14 protein-coding genes are annotated in these 18,494 nt (G+C 64.2%); 7 read left to right on the top strand and 7 right to left on the bottom strand.

Going from position 1 to position 18,494, the window contains the following annotated elements:
- Positions 1-49 precede the first annotated feature (49 nt).
- Positions 50-985, top strand: coding sequence for a sigma 54-interacting transcriptional regulator (locus tag AD664_RS19770; RefSeq protein WP_053148900.1), 936 nt, complete (start codon positions 50-52; stop codon positions 983-985).
- A 280-nt stretch (positions 986-1,265) separates the two neighbouring features.
- Positions 1,266-2,048 carry a MetQ/NlpA family ABC transporter substrate-binding protein gene (locus tag AD664_RS19765; RefSeq protein ID WP_042730286.1) on the top strand — a complete coding sequence of 261 codons (783 nt, stop codon included), beginning with the start codon at positions 1,266-1,268 and terminating at the stop codon, positions 2,046-2,048.
- A 294-nt stretch (positions 2,049-2,342) separates the two neighbouring features.
- Here AD664_RS19765 and AD664_RS19760 read toward each other — a convergent pair whose 3' ends face one another.
- Positions 2,343-3,503, bottom strand: coding sequence for an AAA family ATPase (locus AD664_RS19760; protein ID WP_042730285.1), 1,161 nt, complete (start codon positions 3,501-3,503; stop codon positions 2,343-2,345).
- A 105-nt stretch (positions 3,504-3,608) separates the two neighbouring features.
- Between AD664_RS19760 and AD664_RS19755 the strand changes: the two genes are divergently transcribed.
- Genes AD664_RS19755 through AD664_RS19745 form a run of 3 tightly spaced genes read left to right on the top strand, consistent with a single transcriptional unit; the run spans position 3,609 to position 8,817 of the window.
- Positions 3,609-4,712 (top strand): efflux RND transporter periplasmic adaptor subunit, encoded by a 1,104-nt coding sequence (locus tag AD664_RS19755; RefSeq protein ID WP_053148896.1) that lies wholly within the window; start codon positions 3,609-3,611, stop codon positions 4,710-4,712.
- Entirely contained in the window at positions 4,709-5,773 is a 1,065-nt protein-coding gene (locus AD664_RS19750) for an efflux RND transporter periplasmic adaptor subunit (protein ID WP_053148893.1), read from the top strand. Before AD664_RS19755 ends, AD664_RS19750 begins: the two co-directional genes overlap by 4 nt.
- Positions 5,770-8,817, top strand: coding sequence for an efflux RND transporter permease subunit (locus AD664_RS19745; RefSeq protein WP_053148891.1), 3,048 nt, complete (start codon positions 5,770-5,772; stop codon positions 8,815-8,817). The genes AD664_RS19750 and AD664_RS19745 overlap by 4 nt, the downstream gene beginning before the upstream one ends.
- A 188-nt stretch (positions 8,818-9,005) precedes the next feature.
- Here AD664_RS19745 and AD664_RS19740 read toward each other — a convergent pair whose 3' ends face one another.
- Entirely contained in the window at positions 9,006-11,225 is a 2,220-nt protein-coding gene (locus AD664_RS19740) for a heavy metal translocating P-type ATPase (RefSeq protein ID WP_053148889.1), read from the bottom strand.
- Between the two features lie 86 nt (positions 11,226-11,311).
- Here AD664_RS19740 and cadR point away from each other — a divergent pair, with 86 nt between their 5' ends.
- Entirely contained in the window at positions 11,312-11,758 is a 447-nt protein-coding gene (gene cadR / locus AD664_RS19735) for a Cd(II)/Pb(II)-responsive transcriptional regulator (protein WP_042730280.1), read from the top strand.
- 126 nt (positions 11,759-11,884) lie between these two features.
- On the opposite strand, the gene AD664_RS19730 is transcribed toward cadR, so the two are convergent.
- The 3 genes from AD664_RS19730 to AD664_RS19720 all read right to left on the bottom strand — a co-directional run bounded on the left by AD664_RS19730 (position 11,885) and on the right by AD664_RS19720 (position 14,568).
- Positions 11,885-12,856, bottom strand: coding sequence for a thymidylate synthase (locus tag AD664_RS19730; RefSeq protein ID WP_053148885.1), 972 nt, complete (start codon positions 12,854-12,856; stop codon positions 11,885-11,887).
- A 51-nt stretch (positions 12,857-12,907) separates the two neighbouring features.
- Positions 12,908-13,717 (bottom strand): prolipoprotein diacylglyceryl transferase, encoded by an 810-nt coding sequence (gene lgt / locus AD664_RS19725; protein ID WP_042730278.1) that lies wholly within the window; start codon positions 13,715-13,717, stop codon positions 12,908-12,910.
- Positions 13,718-13,785: 68 nt separating this feature from the next.
- Positions 13,786-14,568 carry a sulfite exporter TauE/SafE family protein gene (locus AD664_RS19720; protein ID WP_042730292.1) on the bottom strand — a complete coding sequence of 261 codons (783 nt, stop codon included), beginning with the start codon at positions 14,566-14,568 and terminating at the stop codon, positions 13,786-13,788.
- A 263-nt stretch (positions 14,569-14,831) separates the two neighbouring features.
- On the opposite strand from AD664_RS19720, the gene AD664_RS19715 reads away from it, so the two are divergent.
- Positions 14,832-15,578, top strand: a complete 747-nt coding sequence (locus AD664_RS19715; protein WP_053148883.1) for an NRDE family protein — start codon at positions 14,832-14,834, stop codon at positions 15,576-15,578.
- Between the two features lie 130 nt (positions 15,579-15,708).
- Here AD664_RS19715 and ptsP read toward each other — a convergent pair whose 3' ends face one another.
- Positions 15,709-17,988 (bottom strand): phosphoenolpyruvate--protein phosphotransferase, encoded by a 2,280-nt coding sequence (ptsP, locus tag AD664_RS19710; RefSeq protein WP_053148879.1) that lies wholly within the window; start codon positions 17,986-17,988, stop codon positions 15,709-15,711.
- A gap of 22 nt (positions 17,989-18,010) precedes the next feature.
- Entirely contained in the window at positions 18,011-18,490 is a 480-nt protein-coding gene (locus tag AD664_RS19705) for an RNA pyrophosphohydrolase (RefSeq protein ID WP_003186867.1), read from the bottom strand.
- Positions 18,491-18,494 lie beyond the last annotated feature (4 nt).

Below are 18,494 nucleotides of genomic sequence, written 5' to 3'. Positions count from 1 at the left end.
AATTCAAGAGTGCCCCTCCGTCTGCCGGCGGTATGGCGCGGAGATTGCCATGAGTTTGCATGAAACCTTCGGTCAGCCATTGCTGACCTTTCCCGAGGCGGAAAAAAGCCCCCTGAGCATCCGTGCCAAGGCGCTGGTGTTCGTCGATCCACGTTCGCGCCAGTTGCGCCAGGCCCTGGAGCAACTGGCGCCGCGGGCGATCTCGGTGCTGATACGCGGTGAAACCGGCACCGGCAAGGAGTTGCTGGCCCGGCACATCCATCGAGAAAGCGAGCGCGGCGGGTTGTTCGTGTCCGTCAACTGCGGCGCCATCAGCCCGACCTACGCCGATGCCGAACTGTTCGGCTATGCCGCCGGCAGCTACAGCGGTTCGGCCAGCAGCCGGGCCGGTTGGTTCGGTTCGGCCAACGGCGGCACCCTGTACCTGGATGAGATCGGCGATTTGCCGCTGCCGATCCAGGTCAAGTTGCTCGCCGCCCTGGAAAACCATGAAGTCACTCGCGTCGGTGCGCACCAACCCAGCCCGGTGGACGTACGCCTGGTCGCGGCCACCAGCATCGACCTGGCGCAGGCGGTGGAGGCCGGGAAGTTTCATCAGCGGCTCTACCATTACCTCAGTGAAGGGCACCTGGAACTGCCGGCCCTGCGCGAACGGGTGGGCGATATCCTGTCCCTGGCCGAGTACTTCCTGGGCATCTACAGCCAGCGCCTTGGCCTGGCGGTGCCGCTGATCAGCGAGGCAGCCCAGCGTGCGTTGGAGCGACACAGTTGGCCGGGGAACACCCGCGAGCTGGAGAACGTCATTCATTTTGCGCTGCTGGTCAGCACCGGGGAGGAGATCCTGCCGGAACATTTGAACCTGCCGGCGCAGCCATCGGTGCTGGCGCTGATCGAGCAGCAGGTGGCGCAGGTCATTGCTCGTGGTACCGACACTGAACGCACGGCGCTCAAAGCGCTGCTCGCCCGGCTGGACCAAGCGTTATAAAACCTGTGGCGAGGGCGCTGGCGCCCGCTCGGTTGCGCAGCAGCCATAATATTTTCAGGGCCGCTTCGCCCGAGACGTCGGACCGTCCCAGCGGGAACAAGCTCCCTCGCCACGGTCGGTTATTTATATGAGCAAAATGAATATGAACTTGAATAAAAGATATTGTTAAGGCATAAAAAATATCGGTATTGTCCGTCTCACGCCAGCGATAGCACTTCGCTGGCACTCTCACTTTCTGGCTGTCGCCGCGGGCGACGGTGATTCTCGATAAGGACACTGCATGAAAAAGGTTCTGTTGTTTACCGCATTGGCGGCAGCCCTGACTTCGGGCCTGGCCCAGGCGGCGGAAAAACTGGTCGTGGCCGCCACCCCGGTGCCCCACGCCGAGATCCTCGAACTGATCAAGCCGGCCCTGGCCAAGGAAGGCGTGGACCTGCAAATCAAGGTCTTCACCGACTACGTGCAACCCAACGTACAGGTCGACCAGAAGCGCCTGGACGCCAACTACTTCCAGACCCTGCCGTACCTCAAGAGCTTCAACGAAGGCAAAGGCACCAACCTGGTGACCGTTATCGGCGTGCACGTCGAACCCTTCGGCGGCTACTCGAAGAAAGTCAAAAGCCTGGCCGAGCTCAAAGACGGCGCCACCATTGCCATCCCCAACGAAGGCAGCAACAGCGGTCGCGCCCTGATCCTGCTGCAGAAGGCGGGCCTGATCGAGCTCAAGGATCCGAAGAACGCCCTGGCCACGCCGAAAGACATCGCCAAGAACCCGCACAACTTCAAGTTCAAGGAGCTGGAATCGGCCATGCTGCCGCGTGTGCTGGACCAGGTCGACCTGGACATGATCAACACCAACTACGCCCTGGAAGCGGGTCTGAACCCTGCCAAGGATGCTTTGGTGATCGAAGGTTCGGATTCGCCTTACGTGAACTTCCTGGTGGCACGTCCTGACAACAAGGACAGCCCGGCCATCCAGAAACTGGCCAAGGCCCTGACCAGCCCTGAAGTGAAGGCGTTCATCGAGCAGAAATACAGTGGCGCGGTATTGCCGGCGTTCTGATCGAGCCAAGCTGACGCGTTTGTGGCGAGGGGATTGATCCGCTCGCCACAATGGCACATCGATTCTGCTGCGCTACGCAGCTCTGTTCTTCAGCGCTCGGCGCAGGGCCACGAGCAGTTTGACCACGTCTTGCGGGGCGAGTGGTTGGGGGGCTTTCACGTTGGCCATTCAATTCTCCTTGTGTGTGTCGCCAGAGAGGCTGGCGGTTGGCTGCGTTTCCTTGGCGGGCGATCAAACCCGTCCTGCAGCGCAAGGAAAATAGTCCTCCTGCAAGGCTTGTGCAAATCCTGCCGGTCAATCCGGCCAGTTCCAGGCCGGCATATCCAGCATTCCCTGGCCCACCACCGCGGTCTGTCCCAGGTCTTTTTCCAGCACGATGCAATTGCAGTCCTCGTCTTGTTGCAAGGCGGCGATCAGGCGCGTGGCATGGGACACCACCCAGATCTGGCAATTGGCCGAGGCGCGGATGATCAAGCGTGCCAAGGCCGGTAGCAGATCGGGGTGCAGGCTGGTTTCAGGTTCGTTGAGCACCATCAGCGACGGCGGTCGCGGTGTGAGCAGGGCGGCGACCAGCAACAGGTAGCGCAGGGTGCCGTCCGACAGTTCGGCGGCGGACAGCGGACGCAGCAGGCCGTGCTGCTGGAATGCGATCGCGAAACGCCCACCTTGGAGTTTTTCGATGTGCAGCCGGGCGCCAGGGAACGCATCGCCAATGGTGGCGTGCAACGCCTCGACGTCGCCGATCTCAAGGATGGTCTGCAGGGCGGCGGCCAGGTCGCGGCCGTCGTGGTGCAGCACCGGCGTGCGAGTGCCCAGTTGTGGCTGGCGTACCGGGGCGTCGGCGTCGCTGCGAAAGTGGTCGTAGAAGCGCCAGCGTCGGATGAATTCGCGCATCTGGAACACCTCCGGCGAGGAGCGCAAGCTGCCGACCTGGTCGAACAGGCTGTCGAAGGTGGGCGTGTGCTGGGCCAGTACATCCCAGGCGCGGCCTTCGCGGGCACGGATCATTGGCCCGTTGCGGTCCACCAGCAGGCTGGCGGGACGAAAGACCGGGCCGGCCCAGATGCATTCGCGCTTGATTTCAGGGTCCAGTGAAAACGCCGAGAGGCTGGGCTCCGGCAGGCCCAGGGCGATCGAATAGCTGAAGTCTTCCCCGGCAAAGCCCAGGCGCAGGCGCTTGGTGCCCTGGCGCACGATGCCCTGCACAGGCACATCGCCGCTGCGCATGCGTCGGCTGATTTCCTCCGGCCCGGCCCAGAAGGTCGAGTCCAGGCCACCTTCGCGGGCCAGGGCGTTGACCACGCCACCCTGCGCGGTTTCAGCCAGCAGGCGCAGGGCGCGGTACAGATTGGACTTGCCGCTGCCATTGGGGCCAGTGATCAGGTTCAGCCGCCCCAAGGGGATCACCAGCTTGTTGATGGAGCGGTAGTTGGCCACCGCGAGTGTTCTGAGCATGGGCGATTTCCTGCTGTCGGGTTAGCGTCTGTGCATCCGTGGAACCCTGTTCTAAGCTCACAGTCGTATCGTCACTGGCACGTTCGTGCAATGCAAGGAGTCTGCATGGCTGGTCCTCGAATCAAACGGGTTGTTGGCTTGGCCTTGTGTGCGTTGTTGGCGGGATGCGGTGATGAAAAACCTGTTGAAAAAGCCTTGCCACGGGTCTTCGTGCAGCAGGTCGTGCCCAGCGAATATGCGGCCTCGGTGACGCTGACCGGTGATGTCCAGGCGCGGGTGCAGACCGACCTTTCGTTTCGCGTGGGCGGCAAGATCATCGAGCGCAAGGTGGATGTCGGCGACCGGGTTTCGGCACGACAAGTGCTCGCCCGCCTCGATCCGCGGGACTTGCAGACCAACGTCGACTCCGCCGAGGCCCAGGTGGCCGCCGAGCAGGCGCGGGTCAAGCAGAGTGCGGCAGCGTTCGTGCGCCAGCAGAAACTCTTGCCCAAGGGCTACACCAGCCAGAGCGAATACGACGCGGCCCAGGCGCAGTTGCGCAGCAGCCAGAGTGCCTTGACCGCGGCCCAGGCCCAGTTGGCCAACGCCCGCGAACAGTTGAGCTACACCGCACTGGTCGCCGAGGCGCCGGGCATCATCACGGCGCGCCAAGCCGAGGTGGGGCAGGTGGTGCAGGCCACCGAGCCGATTTTCAGCCTGGCCCAGGACGGCGCGCGCGACGCGGTGTTCAACATCTACGAATCGCTGTTGCGTGAACCACCCTCGGATCCGGCGATTGTCATCAGCCTGCTGGACAACCCGGCCGTCCAGACCACGGGCAAGGTGCGCGAAATCACCCCGGCGGTGTCCGCCCAGACCGGCACGGTGCAGGTCAAGGTCACCCTCGATGACCTGCCCGAAGGCATGCGCCTGGGGTCGGTGGTCAGCGCAACGGCCAAATCCGCGGGTCAGACCGCCGTCGAGCTGCCCTGGTCGGCATTGACCAAGAACCTCAGCGAGCCGGCCGTGTGGCTGGTGGACGGCGAGGGCAAGGCGCAACTGCATTCGGTCACCGTCGGTCGCTACCTGACCGGCAAGGTCATCGTCAGCGACGGGCTCAAGGGCGGCGAGAAAGTCGTCACTGCCGGCGGGCAGTTGCTGCACCCCGGCGTACGCGTCGAGATCGCTGAAAACACCGCCGCGAAAACCCCGACGGGAGCCCAGCCATGAAAGGTCCATGGACGCTCCTGATGGCGCTGCTGCTGGTCGCCTGTTCGAAGGAAGAAGCCCCGCCCGAGCCGGTACGCCCGGTGCTGTTCGTTGAAGTGCAGGCCCTGGACCAACAGGCCCTCGGACGCTTTGCCGGGAACATCCAGGCGCGCTACGAGACCAACGTGGGTTTCCGCGTGCCCGGGCGAATCGCCAGGCGCAATGTCGATGTCGGCGCCGAAGTGAAGAAGGGCGACCTGCTCGCCACCCTCGACCCCACCGACCAGCAGAACCAGTTGCTTGCCGCCCAGGGCGACCTGGCGCGGATCGAGGCGCAGTACATCAATGCCCAGGCCAATGCCCGCCGCCAGCAGCAATTGTTCGACCGTGGCGTCGGTGCCCAGGCACAACTGGACATCGCCCAGACCGACCTGAAGACCACCGGAGCCTCGCTTGAACAGGCCAAGGCAGCGGTGCAACAGGCCCGGGACCAACTCAACTACAGCGAGCTGCACACCGATCACGATGCGGTGGTCACGGCCTGGAATGCCGAAGCCGGGCAGGTGGTCACCGCCGGCCAGCAAGTGGTGACCCTGGCTCGCCCGGACATCAAGGAAGCGGTGATCGACCTGCCGGCCGACCTGGTCGACCGGCTGCCCACCGGCGTGGTATTCGAAGTTGCCGCGCAGCTGGATCCGGCCACCCACACCACCGCCACCGTCCGCGAGATCGAACCCCAGGCCCAGAGTGCAACGCGCACGCGTCGCGCGCGACTGACGCTGGCCGAGACGCCGCCGGGCTTTCGCCTGGGCACGGCCATCAGCGTCACCCTGAGTTCGGCCATTGAACCGCGGATCGAGCTGCCCCTCAGTGCGCTGCAAGAGGTCGATGGCAAGGCCCGGATCTGGCTGATCGACCCGCAGAACCAAACGGTCTCGCCTCGCGACGTGCGGATCATCGAGCGTTCGGCGGACTCGGTGCTGGTCGCCAATGGCATCAAACCGGGCGATCGCGTGGTCAGCGCCGGCGTGAACAGCCTCAAGCCGGGGCAGAAAGTGAAACTCGACGAGGACGCACGATGAAAGGGCCTTTCAACTTATCCGAATGGGCCCTGCGGCATCAGTCGTTCGTCTGGTACCTGATGTTCGTCGCGTTGCTGATGGGGGTGTTTTCCTACCTTAACCTGGGGCGCGAAGAAGACCCTTCGTTCACCATCAAGACCATGGTCATCCAGACCCGTTGGCCCGGTGCGACCCAGGAGGAAACCCTCAAGCAGGTCACCGACCGCATCGAGAAGAAACTCGAAGAGCTCGACTCCCTCGACTACGTCAAGAGCTACACCCGTCCGGGGGAGTCGACGGTGTTCGTGTACCTGCGCGATACCACCAGTGCCAAGGACATTCCCGAGATCTGGTACCAGGTGCGCAAGAAGATCAACGACATTCGTGGCGACTTCCCCGAAGGCCTGCAAGGGCCGGGGTTCAACGACGAGTTCGGTGACGTGTACGGTTCGGTGTATGCCTTCACCGGCGACGGCTTGTCGATGCGCCAGTTGCGCGACTACGTGGAGCAGGTCCGCGCCGAAATCCGCGACGTGCCAGGCCTGGGCAAGGTGGAGATGATCGGCGAGCAGGACGAAGTGCTGTACCTGAACTTCTCCACGCGCAAACTCGCCGCATTGGGCATCGACCAGCGCCAGGTGGTGCAGAGCCTGCAATCGCAAAATGCGGTGACACCCGCCGGGGTCATCGATGCCGGTCCCGAGCGGATTTCCGTGCGCACGTCCGGGCAGTTCCAGTCGGAAAAAGACCTAGCCAACGTCAACCTGCGGCTCAACGACCGGTTCTACCGCCTGGCTGACATCGCCGATATCAGTCGCGGCTACGTCGACCCGGCCACGCCGATGTTCCGCTTCAACGGCACGCCAGCCATCGGCCTGGCCATCGCCATGAAGAAGGGCGGCAATATCCAGGAGTTTGGCAAGGCCCTGCATGCGCGCATGAACGAACTGACGGCCGACCTGCCGGTCGGCGTCGGCGTGCACACCGTGTCGGACCAGGCCGAAGTGGTGGAGGAGGCTGTCGGCGGCTTCACCAGTGCGTTGTTCGAGGCGGTGGTCATCGTGCTGGTGGTCAGCTTCATCAGCCTGGGCATACGCGCCGGGCTGGTGGTGGCCTGCTCGATCCCGCTGGTGCTGGCGATGGTCTTCCTCTTCATGGAGTACAGCGGCATCACCATGCAGCGGATCTCCCTCGGGGCGTTGATCATCGCCCTGGGGCTGCTGGTGGACGACGCCATGATCACCGTGGAGATGATGGTCACGCGCCTGGAGAAAGGCGACAGCAAGGACCAGGCCGCCACCTTCGCCTATACCTCCACCGCGTTCCCGATGCTCACCGGGACCCTGGTGACCGTGGCCGGTTTCGTGCCCATCGGCCTGAACGCCAGCTCCGCCGGCGAGTACACCTTCACCCTGTTCGCGGTGATCGCCGTGGCGATGCTGGTGTCCTGGATCGTCGCGGTACTGTTTGCCCCGGTGATCGGCGTGCACATCCTGAGCACCAACGTGAAGCCCCACAGCGCCGAGCCGGGCCGGATCGGCCGGGCGTTCAACGGCGGCCTGTTGTGGGCGATGCGCAATCGCTGGTGGGCCATCGGCATTACGGTGCTGCTGTTCGTGCTGGCGGTGTTTTGCATGCGTTTCGTGCAGAACCAGTTCTTCCCCTCCTCGGACCGACCGGAAATCCTGGTGGACCTGAACCTGCCGCAAAATGCCTCGATGGACGAGACGCGCCGGACGGTCGATCGCCTGGAAGCGACCCTCAAGGGCGACCCGGACATCGAGCGCTGGAGCACCTACATCGGCGAAGGCGCGATTCGCTTCTACCTGCCCCTGGACCAGCAGTTGCAGAACCCGTACTACGCGCAGCTGGTGATCGTCAGCAAGGGCCTGGAGTCGCGCACGGCCCTCACCGAGCGCCTGCAAAAGCGCTTGCGCGAGGACTTCGTCGGTATCGGCAGCTACGTGCAAGCCTTGGAAATGGGCCCGCCGGTGGGCCGGCCGATCCAGTACCGGGTCAGCGGCAAGGACATCGACCAGGTGCGCAAGCATGCCATCGAGCTGGCCACCGAACTGGACAAGAACTCGCACATCGGCGAGATCATTTACGACTGGAACGAACCGGGCAAGGTGCTGCGCATCGACATTGCCCAGGACAAGGCGCGGCAACTCGGCTTGTCCTCCGATGACGTCGCCCGGCTGATGAACAGCATCGTCAGTGGCTCGCCCGTGACCCAGGTCGACGACGATATCTACCTGATCGACGTGGTGGGGCGTGCCGTCGACGCCGAGCGCGGTTCGCCGGAAACCTTGCAGAACCTGCAGATTGTCACCCCCGGCGGCGCCTCGATCCCGCTGTTGGCGTTCGCCACCGTACGCTATGAGCTGGAGCAGCCATTGGTGTGGCGGCGCGACCGCAAGCCGACCATCACCATCAAGGCCGCGGTGCGCGACGAAATCCAGCCCACCGACCTGGTCAAGCAACTGCAACCGGACATCGACAAGTTCGCCGCCGGCTTGCCGGCGGGCTACAAGGTCGCCACGGGCGGTACGGTGGAGGAAAGCAGCAAGGCCCAGGGGCCGATTGCCAGTGTCGTGCCGCTGATGCTGTTCCTGATGGCGACCTTCCTGATGATCCAACTGCACAGCGTGCAGAAGCTGTTCCTAGTGGCGAGCGTGGCGCCCCTGGGCCTGATCGGCGTGGTCCTGGCGCTGGTGCCGACGGGCACGCCCATGGGCTTCGTGGCGATCCTGGGGATCCTTGCGCTGATCGGCATCATCATCCGCAACTCGGTGATCCTGGTGACCCAGATCGACGAGTATGAACGCGACGGCTATGAGCCCTGGGATGCCGTGGTGGAGGCCACCGAGCACCGGCGCCGGCCGATCCTGCTCACGGCTGCTGCCGCCAGCCTGGGGATGATCCCGATTGCCCGCGAAGTGTTCTGGGGGCCGATGGCCTACGCGATGATCGGCGGGATCATCATCGCCACGCTGCTGACGCTGTTGTTCCTGCCGGCGCTGTATGTAGCCTGGTACAAGATCCGCGAGCCGAAGCGCGATTGAAGGGGCTGTACTCGGCCCCTGTGGCGAGGGAGGGCGGGTCTGATAAATGGGTACTGACTGTGCCGACGCCTTCGCGGGTAAACCCGCTCCCACAGGGGACGCGGGCGGATGCAGACTCTGTATTCACACCACCGCCTTTGTGGGAGCGGGTTTACCCGCGAAGGCGTCCGTCCAGCCGACCGTGACCTTTACTTACGCAACAACCGCAACCCATTGAACACCACCAACAAGCTCACCCCCATGTCGGCGAACACCGCCATCCACATGGTGGCGAGGCCGGCGAAGGTCACGCCGAGGAAGATCGCCTTGATGACCAGCGCCAGGGCGATGTTCTGTTTCAGGATGTTGGAGGTTTGCCGCGACAGGCGGATGAAGGCCGGGATCTTGCGCAGGTCGTCGTCCATCAAGGCGACGTCGGCGGTTTCGATGGCCGTGTCGGTCCCGGCCGCTGCCATGGCGAAGCCGATTTCCGCGCGAGCCAGGGCCGGCGCGTCGTTGATGCCGTCACCCACCATGCCCACCCGGTGCCCCTTGGCGTACAGCGCTTCGATGGCTTGCAGCTTGTCGTTCGGCAACAGGTCGCCCCGGGCCTGGTCCATGCCCACCTGGGTCGCAATCGCTTCGGCGGTGTGAACGTTGTCGCCGGTGAGCATCAGGGTCTTGATGCCCAGCTCATGCAATTGCCGGATGGCTTCGCGGCTGGACTCCTTCACGGTGTCGGCCACGGCGAACAGCGCCAGGGGCCCCTTGGCATCGAGCAACAGCACCACCGACTTGCCTTGTTTTTCCAGGGCGAAGAGTTGCTCCTCCAGCGCCGGCGAGCACAGGCCCAGGTCTTCCACCAGGCGGTGATTGCCCAGGTGATAGGTCTGGCCGTCGATGTCGCCACGCACCCCTCGTCCCGCCAGGGCTTGGAAGTTATCCACAGGCTGCGCCGGCCGTTGCTTGTCCGTCGCCGCCTCGGCAATGGCGCGCGACACCGGGTGGTCGGAACGCGCGGCCAGGCTCGCGGCCAAGGCCGGGGCGGTGGTTTCCACGGTGGGGTCCAGCACCACGCAGTCGGTCTGCACCGGTTTGCCGTGGGTAATCGTGCCGGTCTTGTCCAAGGCCAGGTAGTCGAGCTTGTAGCCACCTTCCAGGTACACACCGCCCTTGACCAGGATGCCTCGGCGCGCCGCTGCCGCCAGGCCGCTGACGATGGTCACCGGCGTGGAGATCACCAGCGCACAAGGGCAAGCTACCACCAGCAGCACCAGCGCCCGGTAGATCCAGTCGAACCACGCCGTGCCCATGAACAGCGGTGGGATGACGGCCACGGCGAGGGCCAGGGCGAATACCACCGGGGTGTAATAGGTTGAAAATTGATCGACGAAACGCTGAGTGGGTGCCCGCGAATCCTGGGCCTGTTCCACGGCGTGGATGATGCGCGCCAGGGTGGACTGGTCCGCCGCGGCGGTGATGGTGTACTCCAGCTCGCCGGCCTGGTTGATGGTGCCGGCAAACACCTTGTCGCCGACGGTTTTCTCCACCGGCAGGCTTTCGCCGGTGATCGGGGCCTGGTCGATGGTCGAGCGCCCGGCTACCACGTCTCCGTCCAGGGCGACGCGCTCGCCGGGGCGAACCCGGACCCGCGCGCCCAGGGCGATGGCCTTGACCTCCTGCACCTGCCAGCTACCGTCGGGCTGTTGCACGGTGGCCTGTTCCGGGGCCATCTGCATCAGGCCGCTGATGGCGTTGCGCGCCCGGTCCAGGGATTTGGCCTCGATCAGCTCGGCCACGGTGAACAGGAACATCACCATTGCCGCTTCCGGCCACTGGCCGATCAGCACGGCGCCGGTCACGGCGATGCTCATCAGCGCGTTGATGTTCAGGTTGCGGTTCTTGAGGGCGATCCAGCCTTTTTTGTAGGTGCCAAGGCCGCCGCTGAGGATCGACACCAGCGCCACCACGGCCACCACCCAGGTGGGTGCGGCATTGGTGAAATGGATCACCTCGGCGCCCAGGGCCGTGACGCCGGACAACGCCAGCGGCCACCAGGGCTTGGCGGGGGCGGGTTGTGGGTTGGCAGGTTTCTCCTGACCCGGTGTCAGCGGCTCGGCCTGCATGCCCAGGGACTGGATCGCGCGGATGATCGGTGCATCGTCGGGCAAGTCATGGGTGACGCCCAGCACGCGGTTGATCAGGTTGAATTCCAACTGCTGCACGCCTTCAAGCTTGCCGAGCTTGTTCTGGATCAGCGTCTGTTCGGTGGGGCAGTCCATCGCCTCGATGCGAAAACTGCTCAGCCGTGCGCCGTCTGTCGGTGCGTGGCCGAGGTTGACCACCGACGGTGCCGCTTTCGAGGCGCAGCAGGAATGCCCGTGGTCATGGCCATGGTTGGGCTTGTGGATGTGAAGGGAATCGCTCATCGGGTGACGTCCATGAAAAGTGCCTGTTGCACAGTAAAGACCCTGTAGCCACTATAGGGTCAAGCACCTATTTGGGAGACACCGCCATGAAGATTGGCGAACTGGCGAAAATCACCGACTGCCAGGTCGAAACCATCCGCTACTACGAACGCGAAGGCCTGTTGCCGGAGCCGGCCCGCAGCGACGGCAACTACCGCGTCTATACCCAGGCCCATGCCGAGCGGCTGACGTTCATCCGCAACTGCCGCACCCTGGACATGACCCTGGAGGAAATCCGTAGCCTGCTGACCCTGCGCGACAGCCCCCAGGACCAATGCGAAAGCGTCAATGCCCTGATCGATGAGCACATCCACCACGTCAAGGCGCGCATCGATGGCCTGCTGGCCTTGCAGGCGCAACTGATCGACCTGCGCCATCGCTGTGGCGAAGGGCCGGACCTGGAGCAATGTGGGATTTTGCAGCGGCTGGAGGTCAGCGGAGCGGTGGTGCCGGAGACGGAGCCTTCGCATGTGGGGCGCAGTCATGGGCATTGAAGGTCATGAAGATCCAATGTGGGAGCGGGCTTGCTCGCGAAGGCGATACATCAGACAAGTTTCCTTTATCTGATAGGCCGCCTTCGCGAGCAAGCCCGCTCCCACAGGAATGGACAGTGGTGTGCTTCAGACCGCCATCGGCGCGGTCATCGGCGCATGGTGCTGGTAGCCTTCGAGGCTGAAGTCGCCCGGCTCCACTCGCTCCAGCCACTCCGGCTGGTACACGCCGGTCTTGGCGAACTCCGGCACGCGCTCGGAAATCACCAGTCTGGGCATCGGGAACGGCTCGCGGGTGAGCTGTTCGTTGAGCATGTCCAGGTGGTTTTCGTAGACGTGCGCGTCGCCGATGAAATACGTGAACCAGCGCGGCGTGTAGCCGGTCAGGCGGCCGATCAGGCTCAACAGCGCGGCCCCCTCGGTGAGGTTGAACGGCGTGCCCAACCCCAGGTCGTTGGAGCGGATGTAGAGGGTCAGGGAGATTTCCTTGGTCTCGACGTTCGGGTGGAACTGATAGAGCAGATGGCACGGCGGCAGGGCCATCTCATCGAGCTGGGCGCAGTTCCAGCCGTGGAACAGAATGCGCCGGCTGCCCGGGTCCTTGATGATGGTGTCGACGCACTGGCGGACCTGGTCGATGGCTTTGTACAGCACCACGTAGGCCTGGCCGTTCTCTTCGCCTTCGGCGATCTGCCGGTAGCCCTGGGCCAGGGTCTGCTCGATGGCCGCCCGGTTGGTCACCGGGATCTGCTTGTAGGCCGGCCACTTGCGCCACTGCACGCCATAGATCTCGCCCAGGTCGTCTTCGCCCTGGCGGAATGGGTTGGCCAGCCATTGGGCGTTTTCATTGGCGTTCTGGTCCCATACCTTGCAGCCCAACGCCCGGAATTCGGCAGCATTGTTGACGCCGCGCAGGAACCCGCACATCTCGCCGATGGCCGACTTGAACGCCATCTTGCGAGTGGTGATGGCCGGGAACCCGTCCTTGAGGTCATAGCGCAGCATCGCACCGGGGAAACTGATGGTGTTCACGCCCGTGCGGTTGGCTTGCTTGGTGCCGTTCTTGATGACGTGGGCCACCAGATCGAGATATTGCTTCATGGGTTACCTGTGTCCTTGAACCCGAGGCTGGGGCCCCGGGGTTCGAATTTTTTAAGCCTTGGCCGCCGCAGCCGGCGCACGATGATAAGCCAGCCAGATCAGCACCAGGCCACCGACGATCATCGGCAGGCACAGCACCTGGCCCATGGTCAGCCAGTTCCACGCCAGGTAGCCGAGCTGGGCGTCCGGTACACGGACGAACTCGACGATGAAGCGGAAGATCCCGTAGAACAGCGCGAACATGCCCGACACGGCCATGGTTGGCCGCGGCTTGCGCGAGAACAGCCAGAGAATCAGGAACAGCGCCACGCCTTCGAGGGCGAACTGGTACAACTGCGACGGGTGGCGCGGCAACTGCGCCGGGTCGCTGAACGGCGGGAAGACCATCGCCCACGGCACATCGGTCGGCTTGCCCCACAATTCGGCGTTGATGAAGTTGCCGATGCGCCCGGCACCCAGGCCGATCGGCACCATCGGCGCGACGAAGTCCATCAGCTCGAAAAACGACTTGTTGTTGCGCTTGCCGAACCACACCGCCGCGAGCATCACGCCGATGAAGCCACCGTGGAACGACATGCCGCCCTTCCAGACCTCGAAGATCAGCGTCGGGTTGGCCAGGTAGGCGCTCAGGTCGTAGAACAGCACGTAGCCCAGGCGCCCGCCGACAATCACCCCCATGGACAGCCAGAACACCAGGTCGGAGAGTTTTTCCTTGTTCCAGGTCGGGTCGAAGCGGTTGAGCCGGCGCGACGCCAACAGCCAGGCGCCGCCGATGCCGACCAGGTACATCAGGCCGTACCAGTGGATTTTCAGCGGGCCGATGGCCAGGGCCACCGGATCGATCTGCGGGTAAGGCAGCATTGATATTCCTCGTAAACGTCAAAAATACCCGGGCGACGCTGCCACCTCGGGATTAAGCCAGGATTGCGTCAGAGCAGGAAACTTGCGCCCACGCAGAACAGCAAAGCGGCGAACAGCCGTTTGAGCAAGCGCGGCGACAGGCGATGGGCCAGTCGCGCGCCGAAGCGGGCGAAGACCATGCTGGTCAGGGCGATGCCCAACAACGCCGGCAAATACACAAAACCGAGACTATGGGCTGGGAGCAGCGGATCGTGCCAGCCCAAAATCATGAAACTTAAAGCACTGGCCAGGGCAATCGGCAGGCCACAGGCCGATGACGTCGCCACCGCCTGCTGCATCGGCACGCTGCGCCAGGTCAGGAACGGTACGGTCAGCGAACCGCCGCCGATGCCGAAAATCGCCGACGCCCAGCCGATCACCGTGCCGGCCAGGGTCAGCCCGGCCTTGCCCGGCACGGTGCGGCTGGCCTTGGGCTTGAAGTCCAGGGCCAGTTGCAGCGCGACGACCATGGCGAACACGCCGATGATCTTTTGCAGGTTCGGGCCGGAAATCGCCTCGGCGGTGACCGCTCCGACGCCAGCCCCGACCAGGATCCCGACGGTCATCCAGGCGAAGATCGGCCAGCGCACCGCGCCCTTGCGCTGGTGCTCGCGCACGGCATTGACCGAGGTGAAGATGATCGACGCCAGGGAGGTGCCCACGGCCAGGTGGGTCAGGACCTGCGGGTCGAAACCCTGCAAGGTGAAACTGAACACCAGGACGGGAACGATGATCATCCCGCCGCCCACGCCGAACAGCCCGGCCAGCACACCGGCGCAGGCGCCGAGCAGCAGATAGAGCACAAATTCCACCAGCGTCTCCCCAGCCATCCCCGAAACAAGAGCGGCATGGTAACGGATCCATGGCCTCGGGCTCCACTGAAGGCGATGGATGCGCGGGCGATGTGTGGGTAGAGTGGGTTCGAACACCGATCGCTTTTGTGGCGAGGGAGCTTGCTCCCGCTGGGCTACGCAGTAGCCCAAAAATCGCCGGGGAGTGCTGCGCTCTCCAGCGGGAGCAAGCTCCCTCGCCACGGGTCTTCGCTAAATCCGTCTAACTGGCTGGGGACTACCTGATGTGCCTGATCGTATTTGCCTGGCGACCTGGCCACGCCCGGCCGTTGATCGTGGCGGCCAACCGCGATGAATTCTACGCCCGGCCGACCTTGCCCCTGGCCCAGTGGCCGGATGCACCCCATGTCCATGCCGGCCGTGATCTGGAGGCCGGTGGCACCTGGCTTGGTGTTGGCGCCGGCGGTCGCTTCGCGGCGCTGACCAACATCCGTGACCCGGGCCAGGGCCCGGCCTTCAAGTCGCGGGGAGAGCTGGTGGCGCGCTTTTTGGGCGGGAGCCAATCGATTGCCGATTATTTCAGCGAAGTCGTGCCCCGTGCCGGCGAATATGGTGGGTTCAACCTGTTGCTTGGCGACGGTGCTGAGCTCTGGCACTTCAATGCTCGCGACGCCCGTCCGCAACGCCTGGCGGAGGGCCTTTACGGGGTGTCGAACGCCGGGCTGAACACACCCTGGCCCAAGCTTCTCAAGGCCCGGGCGGCGCTCGCCGAGGTGCTGGACGATCCACAACCCCACGCCTTGCTGGCACTGCTCAACGACCCGCAGCCGGCCCCGGTGGCCGATCTGCCGGACACCGGCGTGGGCCTGGCGACCGAGCGGCTGTTGTCGAGTGTCTTCATTGCCAGCCCCGCCTACGGGACGCGAGCGAGCACGGCGTTGATCGTCCATGCCGATGGGACACGGCACCTGGTCGAACGCAGCTTCGGGCCGCATGGGGGGCATTTGGGGGAGGTGGAGGTCAGGGTTTAGTCATGTGGCGTTTTTGCTGACCCTATCGCGAGCAAGCTCGCTCCCACATTGGATCTTTCGGCGAGCACACACTTGTGATCAACCGAGATCCCTGTGGGAGCGAGCTTGCTCGCGATGAGATCGCCGCAAATTAGAGCGTCTTGTTCGAAGCCGGATTGATCATCCGCGCCAACCCGAGGTTCTTCAGCGCCAGTTGCAGGGAGCTGTGGATCACTTGCGGGTTGTCGATGGTCATGACTTCCGCCAGCAGTTCCTGGGCCTTGCTGAGGTTGATCTGGCGCAGCATCCACTTCACTTTCGGCAAGTTGGTGGCGTTCATCGACAGGCTGTCAAAACCCATCGCCATCAACAGGACGGCGGCTGCCGGATCGCCGGCCATTTCGCCGCAGATGCTCACCGGCTTGCCTTCGGCATGGGCGTCGCGCACCACGGTCTGCAACGCTTGCAGCACGGCGGGGTGCAGATAGTCGTACAGGTCGGCCACCCGTGGGTTGTTGCGGTCCACGGCCAGCAGGTATTGCGTCAGGTCGTTGGAGCCCACCGACAGGAAGTCCACCTGGCGCGCCAGTTCCTTGGTCTGGTACACCGCTGCCGGGATCTCGATCATCACGCCCACCGGCGGCATCGGTACGTCGGTGCCTTCGTCGCGCACTTCGCCCCAGGCCCGGTGGATCAGGTGCAGGGCTTCTTCCAGCTCGTGGGTGCCGGAGATCATCGGCAGCAGGATGCGCAGGTTGTTCAGGCCTTCGCTGGCCTTGAGCATGGCGCGTGCCTGGACCAGGAAGATTTCCGGGTGGTCGAGGGTCACGCGGATGCCGCGCCAGCCGAGGAACGGGTTGTCTTCCTTGATCGGGAAGTAGGACAGCGATTTGTCGCCGCCAATGTCCAGGCTGCGCATGGTCACCGGTTGCGGGTGGAAGGCGGCCAGTTGTTCGCGGTAGATCGCCAGCTGTTCCTTTTCGCTGGGGAAGCGCTGATTGATCATGAATGGCACTTCGGTGCGGTACAGGCCCACGCCCTCGGCGCCGCGCTTCTGCGCCCGGGCCACGTCGGCCAGCAGGCCGGTGTTGACCCACAGCGGCATGCGATGGCCGTCCAGCGTCACGCAAGGCAGGTCCCGCAGCGCATCCAGGCCCAGGGCCAGTTGCTTTTCTTCTTCCACCACATCGGCGAACTGCTTGCGCAGCACGTCGCTGGGGTTGGTGTAGACCTCGCCGTGGTAGCCGTCGACGATCATCTGGATGCCGTCGACCTTGGAGTACGGCAGGTCCACCAGGCCCATCACCGTCGGGATGCCCATGGCCCGGGCCAGGATCGCCACGTGGGAGTTGCCCGAACCCAGCACCGACACCAGCCCCGCCAGCTTGCCTTCGGGCACTTCGCCGAGCATGGCCGGGGTCAGCTCCTCGCTGACCAGGATGGTGTTGTCGGGGTAGACCAGGGTCTGCTGGCGTTCCTGCTGCAGGTAGGCCAGCAGCCGGCGGCCGAGGTCCTTGACGTCGGAGGCGCGCTCGCGCAGGTAGGCGTCGTCCATCAGTTCGAAACGGTTGACGTGGTCGGTCACCACCTGGCGCAACGCGCCCTGGGCCCACTGGCCGGTCTTGATGACCGTGGTCACTTCGCTGCCCAGGGAGGCGTCGTCGAGCATCATCAGGTAGACGTCGAACAACGCGCGTTCTTCGGGGCGCAGTTGCGTCGCCAGTTTGGCCGAGAGGGCGCGCATGTCGGCGCGCACGCCTTCGATGGCGGTCTTGAACAGCGCCAGCTCGGCGTCGATGTCGGTGATGGTCTTGTCCGGCACCACGTCGAGGTCGGCCGGCGGCAGCATGACCACCGCGGTACCCACGGCCGCTCCCGGTGAACCCGGCACGCCGACGAACTTGGCTTCCTGGATGCCCTTGCCCTGGCGACCCAGGCCGCTGATCGAGCCGGTGGCCTCGGCGTGGGCGATGACCCCGGCCAGTTGCGCGCTCATCGTCACGAGGAAGGCTTCTTCACCTTCGTCGAACTGGCGGCGCTCCTTCTGCTGGATGACCAGCACGCCGACGACGCGGCGGTGGTGAATGATCGGCGCGCCGAGGAACGAGGCGTAACGCTCTTCGCCGGTTTCGGCGAAGTAGCGGTAGCGTGGGTGGTCCGCGGCGTTCTCGAGGTTCAGGGGTTCTTCGCGCGTGCCGACCAGGCCGACCAGGCCTTCATTGGGCGCCATGCTGACCTTGCCGATCGAGCGCTTGTTCAAGCCCTCGGTGGCCATCAGCACGAAACGGTTGGTCTCGGGGTCCAGCAGGTAGACCGAGCAGACCTGGCTGCCCATGGCCTCTTTGACGCGCAATACAATAATCCCCAACGCCGCCTTGAGATCCTTGGCGGAGTTAACTTCCTGGACGATCTTGCGCAGCGTATTGAGCATGGCTCGGGGTCGAACTCCGTCGTCAGTCGCGCGTCAGCAGGCGCGGGGCAAGCTCTTTGAGAGCGCGTCGATACACCTCGCGCTTGAATGTCACCACCTGGCCCAACGGATACCAATAGCTGACCCAGCGCCAGCCATCGAACTCCGGTTTACCGGTCAAATCCATCCGCACCCGCTGCTCGTTGGAGATCAGGCGCAGGAGAAACCATTTCTGTTTCTGACCGATGCACAGCGGTTGGCTGTGCGTGCGGACCAGGCGTTGCGGCAAACGATAGCGCAACCAGCCGCGGGTGCAGGCGAGTATTTCGACATCTTCTCGCTCAAGCCCCACTTCTTCGTTCAACTCGCGGTACAAGGCCTCTTCTGGCGTCTCCTGGGGGTTGATCCCGCCCTGGGGAAACTGCCAGGCGTCTTGATTGATACGGCGAGCCCATAGCACCTGCCCTGCATCATTCGTCAGAATGATCCCCACATTGGGGCGGAAACCATCGGGGTCGATCACGGCA

Origin of the sequence: Pseudomonas sp. P97.38 (genome assembly GCF_001269745.1) — a bacterium.
GTDB lineage: Bacteria > Pseudomonadota > Gammaproteobacteria > Pseudomonadales > Pseudomonadaceae > Aquipseudomonas > Aquipseudomonas chlororaphis_E.
The sequence above is the reverse complement of the archived record's forward strand: the minus strand, read 5'-3'. Positions and strand labels throughout refer to the sequence as shown.